The 22276-nt window shown below is 39.3% G+C and carries 20 protein-coding genes; 11 read left to right on the top strand and 9 right to left on the bottom strand.

Features of this window, described 5'->3' with window-relative positions:
- Positions 1-173 precede the first annotated feature (173 nt).
- From AAC026_RS07640 to serA, 3 genes are read left to right on the top strand one after another with little or no spacing between them, the layout of a single operon-like run.
- Complete coding sequence (locus AAC026_RS07640; protein ID WP_339696635.1) at positions 174-2600, top strand: penicillin acylase family protein; 2427 nt, start codon at positions 174-176, stop codon at positions 2598-2600.
- Positions 2600-2956 carry a hypothetical protein gene (locus AAC026_RS07635; RefSeq protein WP_339696632.1) on the top strand — a complete coding sequence of 119 codons (357 nt, stop codon included), beginning with the start codon at positions 2600-2602 and terminating at the stop codon, positions 2954-2956. Before AAC026_RS07640 ends, AAC026_RS07635 begins: the two co-directional genes overlap by 1 nt.
- 1 nt (position 2957) lies before the next feature.
- Positions 2958-4862, top strand: coding sequence for a phosphoglycerate dehydrogenase (gene serA, locus AAC026_RS07630; RefSeq protein ID WP_339696629.1), 1905 nt, complete (start codon positions 2958-2960; stop codon positions 4860-4862).
- 272 nt (positions 4863-5134) lie between these two features.
- On the opposite strand, the gene AAC026_RS07625 is transcribed toward serA, so the two are convergent.
- The gene (locus AAC026_RS07625; protein WP_339609984.1) at positions 5135-5557 is read right to left on the bottom strand and encodes a hypothetical protein; all 423 of its coding nucleotides are present in this window, start codon (positions 5555-5557) and stop codon (positions 5135-5137) included.
- 167 nt (positions 5558-5724) lie between these two features.
- On the opposite strand from AAC026_RS07625, the gene AAC026_RS07620 reads away from it, so the two are divergent.
- The 7 genes from AAC026_RS07620 to AAC026_RS07590 all read left to right on the top strand — a co-directional run bounded on the left by AAC026_RS07620 (position 5725) and on the right by AAC026_RS07590 (position 12881).
- On the top strand, positions 5725-7440 hold the full coding sequence (locus AAC026_RS07620; protein WP_339696626.1) for a phospho-sugar mutase: 1716 nt from the start codon (positions 5725-5727) through the stop codon (positions 7438-7440).
- Positions 7437-7892: a DUF1572 family protein gene (locus AAC026_RS07615; RefSeq protein ID WP_339696623.1), complete on the top strand. Its 456-nt coding sequence runs from the start codon at positions 7437-7439 to the stop codon at positions 7890-7892. Before AAC026_RS07620 ends, AAC026_RS07615 begins: the two co-directional genes overlap by 4 nt.
- Positions 7889-8905, top strand: coding sequence for a UDP-N-acetylmuramate dehydrogenase (gene murB, locus AAC026_RS07610; RefSeq protein ID WP_339696620.1), 1017 nt, complete (start codon positions 7889-7891; stop codon positions 8903-8905). The genes AAC026_RS07615 and murB overlap by 4 nt, the downstream gene beginning before the upstream one ends.
- Positions 8906-8959: 54 nt before the next feature.
- Positions 8960-10171 (top strand): TCR/Tet family MFS transporter, encoded by a 1212-nt coding sequence (locus AAC026_RS07605; protein WP_339696618.1) that lies wholly within the window; start codon positions 8960-8962, stop codon positions 10169-10171.
- 110 nt (positions 10172-10281) lie between these two features.
- On the top strand, positions 10282-11193 hold the full coding sequence (locus AAC026_RS07600; protein WP_339696615.1) for an arginine deiminase family protein: 912 nt from the start codon (positions 10282-10284) through the stop codon (positions 11191-11193).
- Between the two features lie 85 nt (positions 11194-11278).
- Entirely contained in the window at positions 11279-12307 is a 1029-nt protein-coding gene (locus tag AAC026_RS07595; RefSeq protein ID WP_339696612.1) for a helix-turn-helix domain-containing protein, read from the top strand.
- A gap of 70 nt (positions 12308-12377) precedes the next feature.
- Positions 12378-12881 carry a hypothetical protein gene (locus tag AAC026_RS07590; protein WP_339696609.1) on the top strand — a complete coding sequence of 168 codons (504 nt, stop codon included), beginning with the start codon at positions 12378-12380 and terminating at the stop codon, positions 12879-12881.
- Between the two features lie 69 nt (positions 12882-12950).
- On the opposite strand, the gene AAC026_RS07585 is transcribed toward AAC026_RS07590, so the two are convergent.
- The 3 genes from AAC026_RS07585 to AAC026_RS07575 form a co-directional block, all read right to left on the bottom strand.
- Entirely contained in the window at positions 12951-14954 is a 2004-nt protein-coding gene (locus tag AAC026_RS07585; protein WP_339696606.1) for an OmpA family protein, read from the bottom strand.
- A 143-nt stretch (positions 14955-15097) separates the two neighbouring features.
- Positions 15098-16102 carry an ABC transporter ATP-binding protein gene (locus AAC026_RS07580; RefSeq protein ID WP_339696603.1) on the bottom strand — a complete coding sequence of 335 codons (1005 nt, stop codon included), beginning with the start codon at positions 16100-16102 and terminating at the stop codon, positions 15098-15100.
- A gap of 32 nt (positions 16103-16134) precedes the next feature.
- Complete coding sequence (locus tag AAC026_RS07575; RefSeq protein ID WP_339696601.1) at positions 16135-17280, bottom strand: sorbosone dehydrogenase family protein; 1146 nt, start codon at positions 17278-17280, stop codon at positions 16135-16137.
- Between the two features lie 129 nt (positions 17281-17409).
- Between AAC026_RS07575 and AAC026_RS07570 the strand changes: the two genes are divergently transcribed.
- Positions 17410-19326, top strand: a complete 1917-nt coding sequence (locus tag AAC026_RS07570; RefSeq protein WP_339696598.1) for an ABC-F family ATP-binding cassette domain-containing protein — start codon at positions 17410-17412, stop codon at positions 19324-19326.
- Here the strand turns inward: AAC026_RS07570 and AAC026_RS07565 are convergent.
- Genes AAC026_RS07565 through AAC026_RS07545 form a run of 5 tightly spaced genes read right to left on the bottom strand, consistent with a single transcriptional unit; the run spans position 19323 to position 22272 of the window.
- Complete coding sequence (locus tag AAC026_RS07565; protein WP_339696596.1) at positions 19323-19715, bottom strand: hypothetical protein; 393 nt, start codon at positions 19713-19715, stop codon at positions 19323-19325. The two genes, AAC026_RS07570 and AAC026_RS07565, sit on opposite strands and share 4 nt — an antisense overlap.
- 11 nt (positions 19716-19726) lie before the next feature.
- Positions 19727-20137 carry a hypothetical protein gene (locus AAC026_RS07560; protein WP_339696593.1) on the bottom strand — a complete coding sequence of 137 codons (411 nt, stop codon included), beginning with the start codon at positions 20135-20137 and terminating at the stop codon, positions 19727-19729.
- Position 20138: 1 nt separating this feature from the next.
- On the bottom strand, positions 20139-21473 hold the full coding sequence (locus AAC026_RS07555) for a hypothetical protein (protein ID WP_339696590.1): 1335 nt from the start codon (positions 21471-21473) through the stop codon (positions 20139-20141).
- Positions 21460-22077: a sigma-70 family RNA polymerase sigma factor gene (locus tag AAC026_RS07550; protein WP_339696588.1), complete on the bottom strand. Its 618-nt coding sequence runs from the start codon at positions 22075-22077 to the stop codon at positions 21460-21462. Before AAC026_RS07550 ends, AAC026_RS07555 begins: the two co-directional genes overlap by 14 nt.
- A gap of 36 nt (positions 22078-22113) precedes the next feature.
- The gene (locus AAC026_RS07545; protein ID WP_339696585.1) at positions 22114-22272 is read right to left on the bottom strand and encodes a hypothetical protein; all 159 of its coding nucleotides are present in this window, start codon (positions 22270-22272) and stop codon (positions 22114-22116) included.
- Positions 22273-22276: the final 4 nt, after the last annotated feature.

Below are 22276 nucleotides of genomic sequence, written 5' to 3'. Positions count from 1 at the left end.
GAATAGATAACCTCCTCCAAAAGTTCTTATTCATAGTACAGATGGACTCGTTTATTTTTCAATAAGATTAAGCACCCACTTTTGGAGGCTTGTTCAGCTATAATTAATTTATGGCTATTTTATTAATCGGGTTCAGGCTACTATATTTAAAGTCTACTTTAATCCACTACTTTATGAAGTCAGTTAAGTTTTTGGTCAGCCTACTTTTTACTCTTGGCATTTTTTACGGACTAAACACCAAGTTTGGAGACATCCCCCCGATGGGGAAATTTCTAAGCCCAAACCAAGGTTTCTGGAAAAACGAAGTCACTGAGTCTGATGTGGCAAAAGAAACTTTAGAAATTTCTGGACTGAAAAGCCCTGTAACTGTGCATTATGATGAATCTCTGATTCCTCATGTATTCGCTCAAAATGATGAAGATTTGTACAGAGCTCAAGGTTACATTACGGCCCAACACCGACTGTGGCAACTTGAATTCCAGACCTTTGCTTCGGGCGGTAGACTTTCAGAAATAGTAGGCGAAGCGGCCATCGAATACGACCGCGGCCAACGCAGAAAAGGAATGGGCTTTGGAGCTGACAATGCTTTAAAGGAGATGATGAAGCACCCTGAAGAAGTGAAACTACTTGAAGCTTACCGAGATGGAATTAATGCATACATCGAAAGTTTGAGTGTAGGAGAAATTCCGGTGGAGTACAAAATACTTGATTATAAGCCTGAACCTTGGACGACCAAGAAAACTGCACTGCTATTAATGTACATGACGGATATGCTAGCTGGGCGCGATGTAGATTTAGAAAACACCAATTTTGTAAAGCTATTTGGGCAAGAAACCTTCGATTTGCTCTTCCCAAATTTTTATGCAGACCAAGACCCTGTAATACCTCAAGAAAGAGACTGGAGTAGTTTTGATTTGGAAACCGTAGAAAAGCCCGATGTTGACTTCCCTAGCGATTTCATTAAAGAAACCATGGACAAGCCTAATCCGCACAACGGTAGTAACAACTGGGCTATAGCGCCATCCAAATCAGTTTCTGGCAATCCAATTTTAGCCAATGACCCGCATTTACAACTCAACTTGCCTTCTATCTGGTATGTAATGCAATTGACCACTCCTGAGAAAAACACCTTTGGCGCTACACTTCCTGGGGCAATGGGAATCATTATTGGCTTCAACCAAAACATAGCTTGGGGCGTAACCAATGCCACCCGCGATGTAAAAGATTGGTACAAAATCGAATTTCAAGACGAAAACAGAAAAGCTTACAAGTATGATAATGAATGGAAAGCCACTACTGAGGTAATCGAAGAGATCAAAGTAAGAGGGAAATCTACGGTATACGACACCGTGACTTACACCCATTATGGCCCTGTAACCTATGACCACACCCATAAAGGAAATGGAGAAAAAGTGGGTTACGCCATGAAATGGACAGGCCATTTACCGAACAATAACCAGCAAACTTTTCTAGATTTAAATAAGGCAAAGAACTATGATGAATATGCAGCAGCTTTAAAGCACTTTACTGCGCCAGCGCAAAACTTTGTTTTCGCTTCGCGCGAAGGCGATATTGCTCTCTGGATTCAAGGAGAATTGGCCAATAAATGGCCGGAACAAGGTAAGTTTCTGATGGATGGGTCAGATTCTAGATATGAATGGCAATCATTCATTCCTCAACACCAAAATGCTTATGTAAAAAATCCTGAAAGAGGTTTTGTGAGTTCAGCCAACCAACACCCCACCGATGAAAAATATCCTTATTATGTATATGATGACGGTTATGAAACCTATCGTAACCGCGTAATCAATAACTTTTTCAGAAGTAAGGAGAAATTCGATATTCAAGATTTTAAAGATTTACAAGCCAATAACTTTAACCTAAAGGCAGCTGAGTTAATTCCTACCATGCTCGACAATATGGACAGAAGTTCGCTTACTGCCAATGAAGAACAGATGCTCTCTACAATAGAAGATTGGGACTTCAACAATAACATTGATGCCGAGGGCGCTTCGATTTGGGAAAAGTGGTGGGATAACTTGTATCGAATGACTTGGGACGAACTCTATAACCTCGATGTCGCTATCAATCGCCCAAGCGATTACCAAACCATATGGTTACTAAAAAATCAGCCGAACCACCCTTGGTTCGATAGGAAGGAAACGCCAGAAATAGAAACCGCTAAAGACCTTTATTTTCAATCGTTTAGAGATGCCGTGCAAGACCTGACCGTTTGGCAATCTAGAACAGGGAAGTCCTTAAAATGGGTGGATTACAAAGGCACTTTTGTTGGGCATTTGCTACAAGCGTTACCCGCATTCTCGCGTTTCAATTTACCTATTGGAGGAAATTCAGGTATTGTAAATGCCACGAGTGAAAATCATGGTCCTTCGTGGAGAATGATTGTAGAATTAGGCAACGAGCCCAATGCTTTGGGAATTTACCCTGGAGGCCAATCAGGAAATCCAGGTAGCAAATTCTATGACAATATGATTGATCGCTGGGCAGCTGGAGAATATATTCCACTCTTCTTTATGAAGTCCGCTGACCAAGCTTCAGACCGTATCATTTTTTCTCAAAACCTAAGCCCAGCCAAGTAATGAAAACGTTCATCAATATTATTCTAACTGTTGCTATCGCCTTTATTTTAGGTCTGTTCCTTCCTTGGTGGTCAGTGATGATTGCTGGCTTTATTATAGGAACCGTTGTAGGACTAAAAAAGGCCTCTTCTTTCTTTGTTCCCTTCTTGGCAATCGCCTTACTTTGGATCGTAAACGCATGGTTTCTGGCGCAACCCAACGATTTCACCATGACCAAGAAAATAGCAGTACTATTACCTTTAGAAGGAAACACCTTTTTGCTTTTTCTGATTACGGGAGTTGTAGGGGGAATTGCTGCTGGAGTGGCCGGTGTTTTTGGTAACCAATGCAAGCAATTAATCGCAGGGAAAAAGTAGAATGAAAATTGAAGAGGAAGAAAAACAGTATTTTGTAATTGATTTTGATAGTACCTTCACTCAAGTAGAAGCACTTGATATTTTAGGGGAAATTTCACTTTCTAACCATCCCGAAAAGAACGCTCGATTACAGAAAATTAAAGACATTACCGACTTAGGAATGGCTGGAGAAATGTCGCTACGTGAATCACTTATTGCTCGCATTCAGTTATTAAACGGCAATAAAGCACACCTTCCAGAGTTAATCTCCCGCCTATCGAAACTGGTATCAAAATCTATTGAAAGAAATAGTGTTTTCTTTAATGAGCACCCTGAAAACACTTTTATTATTTCGAATGGCTTCAAAGAGTTTATAGTGCCTGTAGTAACCAAGTTTGGCATTAAAGCCGATCATGTTTTTGCGAACGATATGGTTTTTGATGAAGATGGCAACATTATCGACCTTAATCGCAACAATGTTCTTTCCATAAATGGAGGAAAAGTAAAGCAGATTGAAGCGTTAAAATTAAAGGGTCAAATCAATATGATTGGCGATGGTTACACCGATTACGAGGTGCGCCAAGCCGGAATGGCCAATAACTTTTATGCTTATACCGAAAATGTAGAACGCGAACCCGTAAAGAAACATGCCGATCACATTGCCCCAAGTTTTGACGAAATTTTATATCATAAGAAAATGAGCGGAGCCCTATCCTACCCCAAAAACCGAATCAAAATGCTTTTGCTAGAAAGCGTTCATCCCAATGCGCTGGCCAAATTAAAAGAAGAAGGATTTAGTGTTGAGAGCTACCCTGCGGGTTTAGACGAAGATGAGCTTTGCGAAAAGATTAAAGGCATTCACGTTTTAGGACTTAGATCGAAAACGCAAGTAACGGCCAAAGTAATTAAAGAAGCCGACAAGCTGATGGCCATTGGTGCCTTCTGTATTGGCACTAATCAAATTGACACTGAGGCAGCGCTAGAAGCTGGAATCCCTGTTTTTAATGCGCCTTTCAGCAATACACGTTCGGTGGTAGAATTGGCCATTGCCGAAATGATTAGCCTGATGCGTGGCATCTCTGATAAGAACCGAGATATGCACCAAGGCATTTGGTCGAAAACGGCTAAAAACAGCTTTGAAATTCGAGGAAAGAAATTGGGCATTATTGGCTACGGCAGTATAGGTGCTCAACTTTCTGTTTTGGCAGAAAACCTTGGAATGGATGTTTACTATTACGATTTGGTTGAAAAATTAGCGCTAGGTAACGCCACCAAATGCAATACAATGGAAGAGTTACTATCCATTGCTGATGTGGTTTCTTTACACATTGATGGCCGACCAGAAAACGGAAACTTCTTTCTTAGGGAGCATTTTCAGATGATGAAGGATGGCGTTATTTTCTTGAACTTGGCCCGCGGCCCAGTGGTTGATATTCTTGCCTTGAAAGAAGCCATTTTGAGTGGCAAGGTTATAGGCGCAGGAATTGATGTTTTTCCAGAAGAACCGAAAAGCAACAACGACCCTTTTACTTCGGAACTTAGGGGTTTACCCAATACCATTCTTACTCCTCATATTGGAGGTAGCACTTTAGAGGCACAAGAAAACATTGCTGACTTTGTTCCTCGTAAAATCATGGATTATATCAATACAGGAAACACAGAAAACAGTGTCAACTTCCCGAATATTACCTTACCTCCACTGAAAGACGCACACAGACTTATTCATATTCACAAAAACCGACCTGGGGTTTTAGCTAAAATCAATAATACCTTGGCTGAATTTGAAGCCAACATTGTTGGGCAATACCTAAAAACCAATGAAACCATTGGTTATGTAATTACCGATATCAATAAACAGTACGGAAAGGAGTTAAGTAAAGCGTTAAAGAAAATAGAGCACACGATAAAATTCAGGATGCTCTATTAAATCTCCCTTAAAAGCATCATAGATTTCAATACGGATGAAAGTCAATTTGCAACTGGCAAGGGAAAATGTACGATTTTAGATGTTTGAAGTACGAATGTCCAAAGCCCCGTGCATTGTATATCCAACATCGTATATTCTATATTCTATTTAAGAAGCCAAAGTGAAGTGCTCTAAAGCCTATAGCTTCAACTCTTATTTGTGGCTAAAAAAATGGCTTGAAACCAAAAAAGTCTGGCAAGCCAGACTTTTTTGGTTTTATTATAAAGGGCTAATTACTTAGCTCTCCAAGCTTCTTGTTTAGCATTTTCGCCAACGGTTACCAATAAACGGGTTGGGCCTGGCACCAATACCAACTTCACTTCTTGGTTCGGAAAATCATCTACCTCTACTGGCACTCCTTCACCAAACTCAACATCATATCCATATTTACCCTCTTTGTCACGTTGCAAACGGATATAGTTTTTTGCAAAATAGGCGATAGGCAAGAGCACATCATTATCAGGGCAAAATTCATCGTGTACTAAAGCAATGGCTTCCTCAAGTTCGGGGCCGAACTCTTCGATAAACGCATCTTCCATATCGTGAAGCTCTTCCTCCAAGTCATCGTAGCGTTCATCGCTATAATCCATGTCGTCCAACTCATTGATTTTCTCCGCAATGGCAGCAAAATCATCATTCAGTTTCTCTACATTCATATTCTAAATACTAGGCGTAGCACAAAGAATGTAAGTTCAATTAAAACATGCAAGGCATAAGAGAAAAAGGTTTACTAGAGGTCAATTTCCTTTTTAAAAGCAGGCAGAAAACATAACTTTACAAACTAAATTTCTTTAGTCACTTATATTTTTTCACCATTCCATTTATGGCAAATAGCATTCAAGACAAAGTAAATATTTGGTTAAGCAGTAGCATTGACGAAGCGAGCAAAACAGCCATTCGTTCACTTACTGGAGATGATTTAAATGATGCTTTTTATAAAGACCTTGAATTTGGCACAGGAGGCTTAAGAGGTATTATGGGAGTAGGTTCTAACCGAATCAACAAATACACCATTGGAATGGCTACTCAAGGCTTGGCCAATTACCTAATCAAAACTTTCCCTAACGAAGCTATAAAAGTAGCCATAGCACACGATAGCCGTAACAATAGCCGATTCTTTGCAGAAACTACCGCTGCGGTTTTCTCAGCCAATGGCATTTATGTATATCTTTTTGAAAGTCTACGCCCTACACCAGAACTTTCATTTGCCATCAGAGAATTGGGCTGTAAAAGTGGAGTGGTACTCACAGCTTCGCATAATCCAAGAGAATACAACGGTTATAAAGCCTATTGGGACGATGGTGCACAAGTAATTGCCCCTCATGATAAAAATATCATTGCTGAAGTTCAGGCTATAGCCGGAATTGAGGCGGTTAAGTTTGAAAAGGACGATAGTAAAATTGAATTGATTGGTGCTGAACTGGATGAAAAATATCTTTCGGCTATTGAAGGGTTAACCCTAGCGCCAGAAGCCATCAAAAATCAGAAAGATCTCAAAATTGTGTTCTCTCCTATTCATGGAACAGGCATTACATTAGTACCCGAAATTCTGAAGCGAAAAGGCTTTGAAAACATATTTGTGGTGGAAGAACAAGCCGAGCCCAATGGCGATTTCCCTACCGTAGTTTACCCAAATCCTGAGGAGAGAGAAGCGATGACTTTGGCACTGAATAAAGCCAAGGAGTTAGATGCCGACCTTGTAATGGCTACAGACCCTGATGCTGACCGAGTGGGTATGGCTGCCAAAAATAATGAAGGAGAGTTTGAATTATTGAATGGGAATCAGGCTGCCAGTCTTCTGATTTACTACTTGCTTAGAAAGTGGAAAGAAAACGGCAAGCTCAATGGCAAGCAGATGATTATTAAAACCATTGTAACCACTGATTTGCTCACCCGAATTGCCGAAAAGTTTGAGGTAGATTGCCCTGAAACGCTGACGGGCTTTAAATACATTGCCGCGCTTATAAGGCAGGAAGAAGGTAAAAAAGAGTTCATTGGCGGTGGCGAAGAAAGCTATGGTTACATGATCAGTGATTTTGTACGTGATAAAGATGCCGTTGCTTCTTGCGCCATGCTTGCCGAAATGTGTGCTTGGGCCAAAGATCAAGGCATGTCTGTTTTTGATCTTCTCAAGCAAATCTATGTAGAAAACGGTTTCTATTTAGAAACGTTGATTTCAATGACCAAAAAAGGGATGAAAGGTGCAGACGAAATCAAGCAAATGATGATCGATATGCGTGAAAAAACTCCTTCTACAATTGCTGGGAGCAAAGTAATAAGAACCATGGACTATCAAAGTTTAGTAGAAAAAGACATGATTTCTGGTTCTGAAAAAGCGATTGATCAACCAAAGTCAAATGTGTTGCAGTTTTATTTAGAAGACGGCACTAAAATTTCGGCTAGGCCTTCTGGTACTGAGCCAAAAATTAAATTTTATGTCAGTGTGAACACTGCGCTTAAATCTGCTGTTGAGTTTAACGAAACCAAAAGGTTTTTAGAGAGTAGAATTGACACCATCAAAAAAGATTTAAAGTTATGAGCATTGCAGCCCAATCCATTTCAGAATTAATCAACCGAGATTTAGACCGTCTTTCCATAGAAGTAGAAACTTACTCAAAGGAAGAAAATCTTTGGATTACAGAAGGAGAAATTACCAATACGGCAGGGAATTTAGTACTTCATCTTTGCGGAAACTTACAGCATTTCATAGGAGCAGTTCTGGGAAAAACGGGATACGAAAGGAATAGAGATTTTGAGTTTGCAGGAAAAAATGTGAGTCGTGCAGAACTCCTTGGCTCAATTCAAGAAACAAAAACTGCTGTAACCGACACACTCCAACGTTTACCAGAGTCGGTATTGAATTACCCCTACCCGCAAAGACTTTTTAACAATAAAGAAATGAGCACGCTGTTCTTCCTCATTCATCTTCAAGGGCATTTAAACTATCATTTAGGGCAAATCAATTACCACCGCAGGATTTTAGATAAATGATCAAAGTAGAACAAGATGTCTCTCTAAAACCCTTTAACACCTTTGGGTTATCAGCCAAAGCTGCCCATTTCATTGCATTCACATCAGTAAACGAATTGCTGGAAGCACTCAAAATGATTGAATCAGACCAACAACTAATGGTTTTAGGGGGCGGTAGCAATATTTTACTCACTAAAGATTTTGAAGGCGTTGTACTCAAAAACGAGCTCAAAGGCATTGAGCTTATCGATGAAGACAGAAACCATGTTTGGATCAAAGCCATGGCGGGTGAAAATTGGCATCAATTTGTTTTACACTGTATTGAAAACAACTGGGCAGGCATAGAAAACCTTTCCCTAATTCCTGGTACAGTTGGCGCTGCTCCTATGCAAAATATTGGAGCGTATGGAGTAGAAATTAAAGACGTTTTCCATTCTTTAGAAGCGGTTGAAATAGCATCAGGAAAATACCAAGAGTTTACCGCAGAAGATTGCGAGTTTGACTATCGCGAAAGCGTTTTTAAAACCTCACTAAAAGGACAATACATTATTACTTCGGTAGTATTTAAGCTGGATAAAAAACCAACATTCAACACCTCTTACGGTGCTATTCAGGCTACTTTAGACGAAATGGGAGTGACAGAATTGAGCATCAAAGCCATTAGCGATGCTGTAATAAAAATCAGGCAAAGCAAACTCCCTGACCCTGTTGAGATAGGAAATTCTGGTAGCTTCTTTAAGAATCCTACGATCGACAACATTGACTATGAAGGCCTTAGGGCCGAGTTCCCAAATATTCCTGGTTATAAATTACCAGAGCAAAAGGTGAAGATTCCAGCGGCTTGGCTCATTGAACAAGCAGGGTGGAAAGGAAAAACTTTTGGTGAAATTGGCGTGCACAAAAATCACCCCCTCGTTCTGGTTAATTACGGCAATGGAAAAGGCGAAGACATCAAGAAATTAGCCTTCGAAATAAAGGCTTCTGTTGCTTCTAAATTTGGAATCGAAATCATCCCTGAAGTGAATATCATTTAATCCTTCTTCAACTCGTTTCAATTCCATAAATTCGACCCCTCAAATTTATCCAAGATGTCGAAACGTACGCCTGCTATGCCATTTATTTTGGCAACCATTCTGATTGACATTATTGGAATTGGAATTGTTTTACCCGTAGTGCCTACACTCATTTTAGAGTTGGGAGGTGAGTCCATTAGTGAAACAGCCAAAATTGGTGGCCTTCTCGCCTTATCCTATGCCTCCATGCAGTTTATCTTCTCTCCTATTTTAGGCGGATTAAGCGACAAATATGGCAGACGCCCTATTCTTCTCATTTCACTCTTTGCTTTGGGAATCGATTATTTTATTGCAGCCCTATCTCCTACTTTAAGTTGGCTTTTTCTGGCAAGAATTGTAGCTGGCATTGGCGGTGCGAGCATCACTACCGCCATGGCCTATATTGCCGATGTAAGTCCGCCAGAAAAGCGTGCTCAAAATTTTGGTATGATTGGAGCAGCCTTTGGCGTTGGCTTTATCATTGGCCCATTGACTGGAGGTTTACTTGGTGAAATTGGGCCAAGGGTACCATTTTTTGTTGCGGGAGGCTTAGCTCTTCTCAATTGGCTATATGGCTATTTCATTCTTCCAGAATCATTAACTCCTGAAAATAGACGACCTTTTTCGTGGAAACGGGCTAACCCAATTGGCTCGTTGGCACAATTGAAGAAATACCCTGTCATTATGGGCTTAGTGTTGTCATTGGTCTTGATTTACATTGCTGCCCATGCCGTGCAAAGCAACTGGTCGTTTTTTGTGATTGAAGAATTTCAATGGTCTGAAGCCCAAATCGGATACTCTTTGGCATTTGTAGGGTTGATGGTGGCTTTAGTGCAAGGGTTACTTATTCGTGTGGCCGTGCCTAAATTAGGCCAGAGGCGAGCTGTCTATATTGGTATTACCTTTTATGCTTTGGGCTTACTACTCTTCGCTTTCGCCAATAAATCATGGATGATGTATGCTTTCATGATTCCCTATGCTTTGGGCGGTTTGGCTGGCCCAACACTTCAAGCCATTATGTCGTCACAATTACCTGCCAATGAACAAGGTGAATTACAAGGTGGTTTAACCAGTTTAATCAGCGTTACTTCCATTGTAGGCCCACCATTGATGACAGGCATCTTTGCTTACTTCACCACCGAAGGCAACTTCTACTTTGCGGGAGCGGCTTTTTTGCTGGGTGCCATTCTTACATTTATAAGCGTGTTATTCGCTTACAGAACATTAAGAAAGACAGATCTCAATTAGGCGACAAAGCGGATATTGAATTTATAACCAAAGGGCTATTTCGGCAGTTATACTTAGGGCGTTTAATCAACAATGCCGACATTGCGATTTTTAACCAAAAACCCCGTTTCATGAGTGACGACTTGCTCACCAATAAAAACAATTCTCAAAATTATATTTCACTTCATGTTCAGAACGAAACAGACAAACTGGAAGCAGTGGTGTTGGGCATTGGTACTGATATAGGTGAAGAGTCTGAAATTAACCCTACCAGTAAGTATCACAAAGAGGAAGGCACTTATCCTACTGAAGAAGACATCCAGAGGGAAATATCTACTTTTGAGAAGGTGTTAAAGTCACAGGGGATTGAAGTATACCGCCCAAAGAATATTGAAGGACTTGAGCAGGTTTTTACACGTGACATTGGCTTTGTGATAGATAACACCTATGTGGTGGCCAGTATGCAGGAAGAGGTTCGTCAAATGGAACTCCCAGGCGTAAACCACATCACAAATAGAATTGACCCAAATCATATTATTCACCCACCAAAGGGGGCAAATGTCGAAGGTGGAGATGTCATTCTTTGGAACGACCATATTTTTGTGGGCATTAGTGCCCGTACTAATATGGAAGGTTATGAGTTCATCAAAACTTCCTTTCCTCATAAGCAGGTACATGCTATTCCATTGGTAGTGTCTAAGGATCGAAAAAAGAATATTCTCCATCTTGACTGTACCTTTCAGCCCATTGGCTCAAAGGAGGCGATCATCTACGAAAACGGTTTTGCCGAACATCCGCAAATCATTTATGATCTGTTTAAGGAAGAAGACATGCTTAAAGTAGATCAGGCCCAAATGAACAGAATGTTCCCCAATATTTTTTCACTTTCTCCAAAAGACATTGTAGTGGAAAGATCATTTAAAGCTTTGATTGCCGCTTTAAAAGAGCGTGGCTACACTGTTCATGAAGTAGACTACACCGAGAACTCAAAGCTTAGTGGTCTGCTTAGGTGTTCTACCATGCCACTGAGACGAAAAGGCTAAGGGAAGCACCACTACTACTCCAAAGGCATTTTCCATTTTTAATGGAAATTATTAATCATTAGCTTTCATAGTTAAACCCTAGCTTATGAAAGCTGAACTCAATCTTTGGATCATCTTTTTTATTGCGGCAGCAGCTCAAGGCTTGTTCTTATCATTTATTCTTATTGGTAAAAACCCAAGTGGAAGAAGCAGTCAAAATACTTTGGCTCTATTACTATTTACGTTTACCCTAATTATTAGCTATTACATTGTCTTCTGGATGGGCATCTCCAAAGACTTACCAATATGGCTAGGTATCGCTGGCAACCTAACGTATTTACTCGGCCCCTTGGTTTTAAAATATGCCAAACAAACTCAAAACGAGGACATTAAGAGTGAAGCTATACACTATTTGCCTTTTCTTTTGATTTCGCTACTGATTCCTTTTCAGGCGCATATTCCAATAGTAGTTTTTCCCATTTTGCAAATTGCTCATCTATTTATTTATGTTGCACTTCTCTATGCTTTCATTAAAACCAAGAGCCCAAATAAATGGCTGACCAAACTTCTGTTTGCCTTTTCGGGGTACTGTTTGTGTTTCTTAGCCTATTACCTACTTGTTTGGCTCGGGTGGCTTAAAGTCGAGTATGACTACATGGTGTCATTGGGCATGTCAGTGTTTATCTATTTTATTGGTTATAGTGGATATACGCAGCCATACCACTCAGAAAAAGGGCATAAAGAAAACAAGTATGCTAAATCAAACTTAACCGAAACCGCTTTAGTGTGGATTGAAAAGAAGTTAGATCAGAAAATGGAACAAGAAAAACTGTTCACCAATGGCGATTTAAAACTACAAGATTTAGCCGACACACTGGAGGTTAACCTACATGGCCTCTCTCAAGCTATTAATGTTAAAAAAGGGAAAAGCTTTAACGATTACTTAAATGAACTAAGAGTAAATGAGGCAAAAGAGCTTTTGTGCAAACAAGAAAACAAAGAGGCTACACTTCTTGCTATTGCCATTGATGCTGGTTTCAATAATAAAACTTCATTTTTAAATGCTTTCAAAAAATTTGAAGGGCAACCTCCTTCCCAATACCGAAAATCAATACTTGAAAAACGCTTTCAATAATTTGAAGGAAAATATTATAGATTTTGCCTCAAACTAAAAGCAAACTGCTGATTTTGCTCAAAAAAAGCGGATGAAAAAACTTATTGTATTCTGTATTTTCTTGTTCTCATTGAATGGAATGTACGCCCAAAACAACCCTGAAAAACAATTTGATTTCTGGATAGGTAAATGGAACCTTACCTGGCTGGGTGCAAATGGAAAAATTGAGCGGGGCCAAAACACCATTTCTGAAATACTGGATGGAAAAGTTATTCAAGAAAACTTTGAAGCCACTGAAGGTGCTCAAAAAGGATATAAAGGAATCAGCATTTCGGTATACAATGCCAATTCAAAAACATGGCACCAAACATGGATGGATAACCAACGAGGCAATATCAACTTTACAGGCTTTTTTGACGAAAACATCAAAGGCTTTATTACTAGACCTCAAGAGGTAAATGGCAAACAGCAAGTATCAAGAATGGTGTTTAAGGACATTACTAAAGATTCGTTCGTTTGGGACTGGGAGTCGAGTGAAGACGGAGGAAAGACTTGGAAATTGAATTGGCAAATCAATTATAAAAGAGCTCAGTAATACAATCGAGACAAAAAAAAGAGGCATCTGTACAGATGCCTCTCTGATTAAATATCATTTCCCTTCAATCTAATTTTCAATAAAAGACAATTCAACCCTACGGTTAAAGGCTCTACCTTCAATTGTTCGATTAGTCGATATTGGAATGTCTTCACTGAAAGTTTTGACTTCAAGCTGGCTAGGATCTACTCCTTTGCTAATCAAGTAATTATACACTTCAGTATATCGTCTAATTCCAAGCGCTACGTTATAAGGGTTAGTTCCGTAAGCATCGGTATGTCCTGCAACCATCACTCTCAATTCCCTATTTTCTATCAATAGCTCAGCCGCTTCGTTCAAACGTTTAAAGAAATCTGATTTGATGTTGTGCTTATCAAAATCAAAAAACACATTAGGAAGCTTAATTTTCTTATCTACAGCAACTGGAGCAATAATTTCCTTTGGTTCTTCCACTGGTGGAGCTGCCTCTGCCACCACTTCTTCCGTAACTTTAGGCTTTATTCCTTCAATTGAAGGTGGGTCAACTGGTAAGTTGATAGGGTCAAGATCGAAACCATTGATCATTTTCACATAAATGGTTTCATCATTCTTCTCACAGCCTACATAGAAGTTTTGATCTACATCAAACTGATCTCTGAAAAGCACGCGAATGGTATGCTTTTTCTCATAAATCGTTTCTCCGTTCAAAACTGCTCTTAAATCAAAAGAGCGTTCGATTGGCATTACCATTTTATACACACCATACTCATCAGTTGTGGTAGACATTGGACCATCTTCACCTTCTACTGTAATAGTAGCATTGGCTACTGGTGTCACACCATCGCACTCTAAAAACTTACCTTGAATCTGAGATTGATTGAACATGATGATACGATAAATATCTACTTGACCATAGCCTTCTGGTCGGCTAGAGGATAAATATGCGAACCCACCATACATGGTAAAGAAGGTATCGTCATTAGGTAGGTTTATTGGAGCGCCCATGTTTACAGGTGCATTAAACTTACCTGAAGCACTGTCATATTTAGTAGAGAAGATATCATATCCACCCATTGAATCATGCCCTCTAGAAGAGAAATAGAACGTACCATCTTCTGCTACAAAAGGAGCATCATCATTTAAAGGTGTATTTAGCTCTGCAATAGGTGCTGGCTTACCCCATTTACCTTTGTCATCTTTGTGCATTATATACAAGTCGAGGTTTTCAACCTCATGATTAATGTCTGAAGCATAAATCATTGAGTTGCCATTATTGTAAATGAATGCGTGCGAATCCCATCGTTTTGAGTTAATTGGTAAAGCATCTCTTTTACTCCAAGTACCATCTTTTCTCTTTTGCGAAATGAATAAATCTTCATCATAAAAGGTAATCAAGGTACTGTCGTTATTGAAAAGCTGAATTGGAGCCTCGTTAGCCGTAGTACTTGCAAACCCTTCGAGCGGATTATCCTTATCCCATTCATCAATATCATTCATGTCGGCAGTAAGAACCTGCTCATAGGCCTCTCCGTCATCTGCTACCTTAGCAGTTCCTTTTCTTCTTGCGGTAAAAAAGATACCCCTTTGGTCACCAGTTACTACTTGGCTATACTCATTTCCTTCAGTGTTAATGTTTGGCCCTAGGTTTTTAATGATGATATCTCTAGGGTTTGGCAGGTATTTCTTCGCATTTTGAATGTTACTACTTACTAACAGATAATCTGGTCGTAGAAAATCATCCAAGTCTTGCATTCTTACTTTTTTGATTGTCTGTTCCGCTTCATCTATTTGCTCATTTAACAAATACGCCTTGGCAAATTTTACCCAAAAGTATGGAGAATCCTGAGCAAAGGCAGTTGATTCGTTGAACAGGCCAATGGCTTGTTCTAATCTATATCGTTCGGTATGACATATCGCGGCTAAAAACTTTGCTTCGTTGTTCTTAGCGTTTTTCTTTATAATTGGTTCTAGCATTCCCAATGCTACTTCCCAATCGCCCTCTTCCATAGCCGCGTAGGCTTTGTTGAGGTTTTGTGCTTGACTAACAGTAGTCAGACACAATAACAGAAATGAAAAAATTATGGCACTCTTCATAATCTAAAGTGTATGGTTAGTTGTGTACTAAAAAAAGCAACAGTTTGTCGGAAGAATGGTGATTGGATTGAGGTAATGACTGGTAAAAACCAATGTGCCGAAGTTATGAAGAAATTTCTGTAATTAAAAAGATCAGTCGAATCCTAAATCACTATTATCTTGTGGCGATCGACATAAAACGGTACGTTATCTCCAATTTTCAACACATCATTAGCAAACACATCGAGCAGGTGACTACCTACTTTCAACTTAATTAAATACCCTGAACCTTTAAAAAAAGCGCCTAGCACTACTCCTTCTAACCTTAACATGTCTGATTGGAATGAAGTCTGAAAGCTCTCTGTTCTGACAACAACCTTCTTGTTATCACCAATATCTAAACTGCAATTAAAAATTTGCTGAAATTCCGCTTTGGTAAAAACATTAACGGAGCCAAAAAACTCAGCTATCTCAATGCTCTTTGGCTTATTGTAAATATTGAATGGAGAATCATACTGAACCAATTTACCTTCAGACATAAAGCCAATTTTATCCGACAACATCAGCGCATCTTGTGTATCATGCGTCACCATAATCAAACTCAACTGTTGGCTTCGGATAATTTCACTTACATCAACAATCAATTTATTTTTAACAATCGGATCTAAATTACTAAAGGGTTCATCCATTAAAAGAAGTGTAGGGTCTTCTGCAAGTGTTTTCCCCAAAGCCAAGCGTTGCTGTTGGCCACCAGATAATTCTCTTGGCAACCTCCTCTTGTACTCTTTTAGGTGACATACCTCCAAAAGTTCTGCTGTCCTTTCATTCTGATAGTCCTTATCAAAAAGCAGAAGTGGGTATTTAATATTCTCCTCTACCGTATGGTTAGGCATTAAACGTAAATCTTGGAACACCATTTTTATTCCTTCTTCTCCAGAAATTAGCTTATCCTCAGGCTTGTCGAGCGCTTTGCCTTGAAAATGAATAGCTCCTTTTTCTGGTGAAATCAATCCACCTATCATTTTCATTAGGGTTGATTTTCCTGAGCCACTAGCGCCCACAAAAGAAACGATTTCACCCCTTTTCATTGAAAAAGCCAGACCCGAAACGGCTGGCTTTTCATTACCTGAATAGGTTTTTGATACTTTATCTACTTTCAGAAACTTCAATAGTGCCTTATTTAAACCTGATCAAAATCAAGCTATTTTTCATAAGAAATACGGTAAATCACTCCAGCCACATCATCAGAAACTAGAATGGAGCCATCAGGCATTTCTAATATATCCACTGGCTTTCCCCAACCTTTGTTATCCTCTTTGTTTAACCAACCAGAAGCGAAAATTTCACTGCTAATTACCTTATCTCCTTCTACCTGAACAAAACGCAATTGGTAGCCAATATGTCCAGCATCTAGGGTACGGTTCCAAGAGCCGTGTTGGGCTACAATGATATTGTTTTTGTATTTAGCTGGAAACATATCGCCTTGGTAGAACCGCAAGCCTAAGGGAGCAGAATGGGGCTCAAACTTATATTTTGGTTCAGTAAAATTCGTTCTTGGAAATTTATCTCCAAAATCTGGATCTGGAATATCGCCTTGGTGCCAATAAGGAAATCCGAAGTTCATTCCTTTTTCTGGCGCATAATTAAGCTCACAAGCAGGAATGTCGTCTCCCATCATATCTCTTCCATTATCGGTAAACCACATTTTCTCCGTTTTTGGATCCCAAGCAAAGCCTACGGTATTTCTCACGCCCTTTGCGTAAATCTCCATGTTAGAACCGTCAGGATTCATTCTGGTGATAGATGCGTAAACTTCCTTATCGCTCTCGCAAACATTACAGGGCGCTCCTACCGGAACATAAAGTTTTCCGTCAGGTCCAAAAGCAATAAATTTCCAACCATGGTGTCCGTCTGTTGGGTAATCTTCAAAAATCACCTCTTGCTTTGGATCATCCAAGTTGTTGATAATGTCAGGAAACCTGAGAATTCTGTTTATTTCAGCTACATACAAATCTCCATTGTGATATGCCACACCGTTTGGGCTATTCCAATCCGTTCCAGTTTTAGATGCCCATTTGTAGGTTTTATCTACTACCATATCACCATCAGTATCGCTTAATGCGTATACATTTTTTCGCCTTCTATTTCCCACAAATACGATTTTACCATCTGGGGTTCTACTCAGTGAACGAGCATCGGTGATTCCTTCGGCATAAATAGAAATCTTGAATCCATCAGGCAGTTTGATTTTCGTTAAATCAATTTCACTTTGTGCCGATACATCAAGGCTACAAGTCAGTAGTACTATTAAGCCTACTGAGAATATCGTTGAAATGCGTTTCATCATATACAATTCATTTAATGCCGAAAGGTATTACATAAAGCGCTAAGTGTTAAAAAAGATTTGACAAATGGATATATGCCAAAATACTTTTATAAACGTTTGAATTGGCTTTACAAACACTAATTTTGCGGCATGATTGCAATCAACAACTTATCGTACCTCATTGGGGGGCGAGCTCTTTACGAAAACGCTTCACTTCATATTAAACCAAAAGACAAAATTGGTTTGATAGGGCTAAACGGAAAGGGCAAATCTACCATTCTGAGAATGATTGATGGCGAATTTCCGCCTACCTCTGGCGATATTAGTAAAAGTAAAGATTGCACGATTGGGTTCTTAAATCAGGACCTTCTCTCTTATCAGTCGGAAGAAAGTATTTTGGCCGTGGCCATGCAAGCCTTTGGCAAAGCGAATGAGCTTCAAGCTACCATAGACCGAATTCTGAAAGAAATGGAAACCAACTACCACGATAAATTGGTAGATGATTTGGCCAAAGCGCAAGATCAATTTGAAACGCTTGGAGGGTATTCCATGCAATCAGATGCGGAAGCAATCTTAGAGGGGATTGGTTTTAGAACGGAAGACTTAAACCGACCATTGAAAGAATTTTCGGGAGGTTGGAGAATGAGGGTAATGCTGGCCAAGTTACTCTTGGAAAAGCCTTCGTTACTAATGCTCGATGAACCTACTAACCACTTGGATTTACCTTCAATTCAATGGATAGAAAACTATTTAAAAACTTATGAGGGAGCGGTAATTGTAGTTTCTCACGACCGTTCGTTTATTGATAATGTAGCAACTTCAATAGTAGAAGTATCAAACCAAAGGCTAACACAATACAGTGGAAACTATTCTTTCTACATGAAGGAAAAGCAAATGCGAGAAGAAATCCAGAAAAACGCCTTTGAAAATCAGCAGCAACAAATTAAGCAAACCGAGCAGTTCATTGAACGTTTCCGATCAAAAGCCACAAAAGCCCGTCAGGTTCAATCAAGAGTAAAATCTCTGGAGAGAATGGACAAGATTGAAGATATCGTTGATGATTCGATGGTGATGAATTTCAAGTTCGGTTTCAAGCAGAAATCTGGCCGCTCCATTATTGAGTTAGACAATATTTCGAAGGCTTATGGTAACTTAACCATTTTGAAAAACACCACTGCCAAGATTGAGCGTGGAGATAAAATTGCATTGATTGGTGCAAACGGAAAAGGTAAGTCTACTCTGTTACGCGTAATTGCGGGAACAGAAAAAGTAACTGGCGAAAGAAAAGAGGGTTTTAATGTATTGACTACTTTCTATGCCCAACATCAGCTAGAGGCTCTGAATGTAAACAATGAAATTCTTCAGGAGCTTTCTCAGGCTGGAAGTGAAAAATCAGAAATGGAGTTAAGGGCTATTCTTGGCTGCTTCTTATTTTCGAACGAGGATGTGTTCAAGAAGATCAAAGTACTTTCTGGTGGTGAAAAATCAAGAGTGGCTTTGGCCAAAACTTTGATTTCTGAGGCCAACTTCTTGATGATGGATGAGCCTACAAACCACTTGGATTTTCTTTCGGTAAATATTCTTATTCAGGCTTTGCAACAGTATGAAGGCACGTTCTTAATTGTATCTCACGACAGACATTTTATTTCTCAAATCGCTAATAAGATTTGGTACATCGAAGATCATCAAATTAAGGAGTACCCAGGTACGTATGACGAATACGTGTATTGGCAACAGAAAAAGGAGGCGGAGCAAAAGCCTAAAGTTGAGGAAGTTAAAGTTCAGAAAGAAAAGCCTGTTCAGAACCAAAGACCGCCAAAAGACCCAAATCAACAAGAGTTAAAAAAGCTACAGAATCAATTAGAGAATGTAGAAAATGACATTGAAAAACTAGAGGCAAAGAAAGGAAAGTTGGAAGCTGAAATGGCTAAACCAGAGGTTTTCGGAGATTTTAATAAACTGCAAGAAAAGCAATCAGAATACGATCAGCTCACAAATAAATTAGAGTCGGCTCAAAGTAACTGGGAGAAAATTGCTGAAATGATTGATGCAATTGAGGTGAATTAATTCGCCTCAATTTTAATTTTCACCACTTTATCTTCATTAGCCGCTTCAAGAGTCGGGTAAGGGTTCACTTCAAGTAGTGTGACTAAATACCCATCAACTTGAGCGTTAACATATTCTACATCATTGAGCTCTATATCATAGGACTCTTGTCTTACCCACCTTACTTTAACAGCTGACCTACCTTCCCAAACACAGTTTGCGTTTGTTGGGCAACGAGAATCTTCTACTTCTATCAACTCCAGTACAGTGCCATCAATTAGAGTTTTAGGCTGGTTTAATTTTAGAGAAAATACACCTCCTTCAAAAACCTCAAACTCTTCATCGCAAGAAAAAACCACCGATGAAATGAGTATAGAAAAGGCCACCAAAATTCGTTTACTAATCAACATGCACTATCCGTTTAATTATTTTCTACCTTAACGCATTTGCCATCCACACAAGTCACTTCCGGAACAATAAGTAAGCTACAATCACTAAAAAGCCCAAACCTATTATTAATTTCAGTTTGCAATAGGGTGTATTCGTTACACTTCTTCGCTAAAAGAACTTCATCAATTTTACTGCCATAAATCACGTAGGTAGATGGGCCTCCGCAAGCTTTCTTTCCGTAGGCTAGCACTTTGCATTCACCAGTTGTGCTACATGACTTATCAGATATAATGCCATCAATGTCAGTTTGAATTTTATCTAACATCGCTGTAGCCTCTTCTAGAGTCGTTTCCTTTTCTAAACCAAATTCGTCAATTGCAGAACAACCCACTAAGGCACTTAACCCTAAAGCGATAAAGAATACTAAAGAAAGCTTTCTCATTTTAATCACGATTTATAAAATAGTTTAAACTAAAGCCTACACCCAAAACAGATGGGCTCGACTGAAAAGAGTTGTCTTGATTGGATGGTTTTAGAAACTTTCTATAATAACCTTCTACCGACACTCCCCATTCTTGGCTCAATTTATAGTTTAATGCCAAAGCACTTAACCCAGCAAAATTCAAGCGATCATACAAACCATCTTTCGAAAAGGCTACTTTTCTTACCTCAAGTGAGCTTAAGTCTCCTTTTATATTATAGCTGAGAAAATAATCTGCACTAAAGCCAGCCTTCATTTGCACATCAAACTTGCCCAAATCCAACACCTTAAAAGTAGCTTGAACTGGAATTGATACACTCTTGATTGTATTGGTAATATCATAATTAGGAATGAAGTACACCTCGCCAGAATACCCGGCCGGAAGGTAAATTGGATAAGAAACCCCGTTTTCAACAGAATAAGCGTTGGACTGATTTGCAAATCTATATTCCGAATACCTAAGGCCAGCATTTATCCCCCATCGGTCGCTTAGCTCAAAGCCTAATCCAGCACCAAAGCTTAAAGAGCCTAACTGTTTATCGCTACCGTTGCTTACCGATGATAAAGCAATACCACTATTACCAGAAGGGCTATCAAGCCTAGAAAACATATCATGAGAGTTACCTGAAGGGTTAGGGTTGAAACTACCCCCACTTAAGCCACCATTTAAGGCTAAAGCACGAGATTCGTTTATAGTAACCTCCTCTATTTTATAATCTTTTAAATCCATTGAAGCCACCATATGCTTCATGTCCCATAAACCTTTTAAAATATTAATACTTCGCTGGGGAGTTCTTAATTGGGGAGATTCAAAGACCTCATTATCTCTAATAACCAGATTAGATGCATCACCTACTGAAGCTACTTCATTTTTAAGCTTTGCAGGTGGTAATGAGTATATTTTAGCAATAGGTTTTTGGGTTGAGTTTGAAGCTTGAAGCTTAGAATTCACCTCGTTGTCCAATTTGCTTCCCCCCCCCTCTTCTAGCTTTAAAGTACTGTCGGTACCTTTTGAATTCTCATCAGAATTTTTAACTCCAGATTCCTTATTTTCAACTTCCGCCTTACTCTTTGTAGTTACCTTCTGCCCTTCTCCATTAAAGCGATCGGAGAAGAGAAATCCAAAGCTTAAAACCAAGGCAATTCCAGCCGCAATTCCATAGGTCTGCCAGTAGAAGAATACACCCTTCTTCTTTTTGATTTTGATGCCTGCCTCAACACCAGCCCAAACACGATCAGAAGGCTTAAATTCAGCCCCTTCAAACATCTCCTTTAACCCATTTTCAAAATCGCTCATCTGATAAATAATTAGTTTGAACAACTTTATTTGCTTCATCAATCATAGACCTCAGGAGCACTCGTGCTCTTGAGTATTGTGATTTAGATGTGCCTTCACTTATTTCTAACATTTCTGCAATTTCCTTATGGCCATATCCTTCAATTGCGAAGAGGTTGAAAATAGTCCTAGAGCCTACAGGTAGTTTCTGCATCATGGCTAAAATCTCGGTGAAGTGCATGTTAGAAAGCGTTAAATCAGATTCAACATGCATTAGCGCCACTTTTTCTATGTCCAACATTGGTTGCTGATACATTTTCTTTCTGTTGTGATTTATGGCCGTATTAATCACAATTCGTTTTAGCCAAGTCAGAAATTGAGCCTCTCTTCTAAAAGAATCTAAACTGTTGAAAATCTTAATGAATGCATCTTGTAATATATCTTCCGCATCTTCCTGAGATTTGGCATACCGCATTGCCATAGGCATTAACTTTAGGGCATAGCGGTCGTACAACTCCCGCTGAGCCTTTTGGTTGCCTTTTATACATTGGTCAATTAGATTTTCGTCTAGGTTCATTAATGGAGAAGTGCCGGTTTCTTTCTTCCGTTTTATTAGACACCGCACACAAAGTTATGGTTGTAAACGTTATCTATCTAAAGTTTAAAAATTGAGTTCGGCACAATCTTCGCACCAAACCTTACCTAATCTCCCATTTCTTTTCATATTTATGTTGAAAGCAAATGATATGTTATTTTGCACTAAAAGCACCGTTTTGAAATCAAAGTCAATCTTCACCTTATCGTTGTTAGTTTTTTTCATTCAA

Origin of the sequence: uncultured Roseivirga sp. (assembly GCF_963973945.1) — a bacterium.
Classification (GTDB): domain Bacteria; phylum Bacteroidota; class Bacteroidia; order Cytophagales; family Cyclobacteriaceae; genus Roseivirga.
The sequence above is the reverse complement of the archived record's forward strand: the minus strand, read 5'-3'. Positions and strand labels throughout refer to the sequence as shown.

Coding starts and splice junctions, on each gene's coding strand:
- AAC026_RS07560 (WP_339696593.1), bottom strand. CDS start 20,137: ATGAGAAAGCTTTCTTTAGTATTCTTTATCGCTTTAGGGTTAAGTGCC.
- AAC026_RS07585 (WP_339696606.1), bottom strand. CDS start 14,954: ATGAAGAGTGCCATAATTTTTTCATTTCTGTTATTGTGTCTGACTACT.
- AAC026_RS07640 (WP_339696635.1), top strand. CDS start 174: ATGAAGTCAGTTAAGTTTTTGGTCAGCCTACTTTTTACTCTTGGCATT.
- AAC026_RS07570 (WP_339696598.1), top strand. CDS start 17,410: ATGATTGCAATCAACAACTTATCGTACCTCATTGGGGGGCGAGCTCTT.
- AAC026_RS07555 (WP_339696590.1), bottom strand. CDS start 21,473: ATGAGCGATTTTGAAAATGGGTTAAAGGAGATGTTTGAAGGGGCTGAA.
- AAC026_RS07600 (WP_339696615.1), top strand. CDS start 10,282: ATGAGTGACGACTTGCTCACCAATAAAAACAATTCTCAAAATTATATT.
- AAC026_RS07575 (WP_339696601.1), bottom strand. CDS start 17,280: ATGATGAAACGCATTTCAACGATATTCTCAGTAGGCTTAATAGTACTA.
- murB (WP_339696620.1), top strand. CDS start 7,889: ATGATCAAAGTAGAACAAGATGTCTCTCTAAAACCCTTTAACACCTTT.
- AAC026_RS07615 (WP_339696623.1), top strand. CDS start 7,437: ATGAGCATTGCAGCCCAATCCATTTCAGAATTAATCAACCGAGATTTA.
- AAC026_RS07545 (WP_339696585.1), bottom strand. CDS start 22,272: ATGAAAAAAACTAACAACGATAAGGTGAAGATTGACTTTGATTTCAAA.
- AAC026_RS07635 (WP_339696632.1), top strand. CDS start 2,600: ATGAAAACGTTCATCAATATTATTCTAACTGTTGCTATCGCCTTTATT.
- serA (WP_339696629.1), top strand. CDS start 2,958: ATGAAAATTGAAGAGGAAGAAAAACAGTATTTTGTAATTGATTTTGAT.
- AAC026_RS07605 (WP_339696618.1), top strand. CDS start 8,960: ATGTCGAAACGTACGCCTGCTATGCCATTTATTTTGGCAACCATTCTG.
- AAC026_RS07625 (WP_339609984.1), bottom strand. CDS start 5,557: ATGAATGTAGAGAAACTGAATGATGATTTTGCTGCCATTGCGGAGAAA.
- AAC026_RS07590 (WP_339696609.1), top strand. CDS start 12,378: ATGAAAAAACTTATTGTATTCTGTATTTTCTTGTTCTCATTGAATGGA.
- AAC026_RS07620 (WP_339696626.1), top strand. CDS start 5,725: ATGGCAAATAGCATTCAAGACAAAGTAAATATTTGGTTAAGCAGTAGC.
- AAC026_RS07595 (WP_339696612.1), top strand. CDS start 11,279: ATGAAAGCTGAACTCAATCTTTGGATCATCTTTTTTATTGCGGCAGCA.
- AAC026_RS07565 (WP_339696596.1), bottom strand. CDS start 19,715: ATGTTGATTAGTAAACGAATTTTGGTGGCCTTTTCTATACTCATTTCA.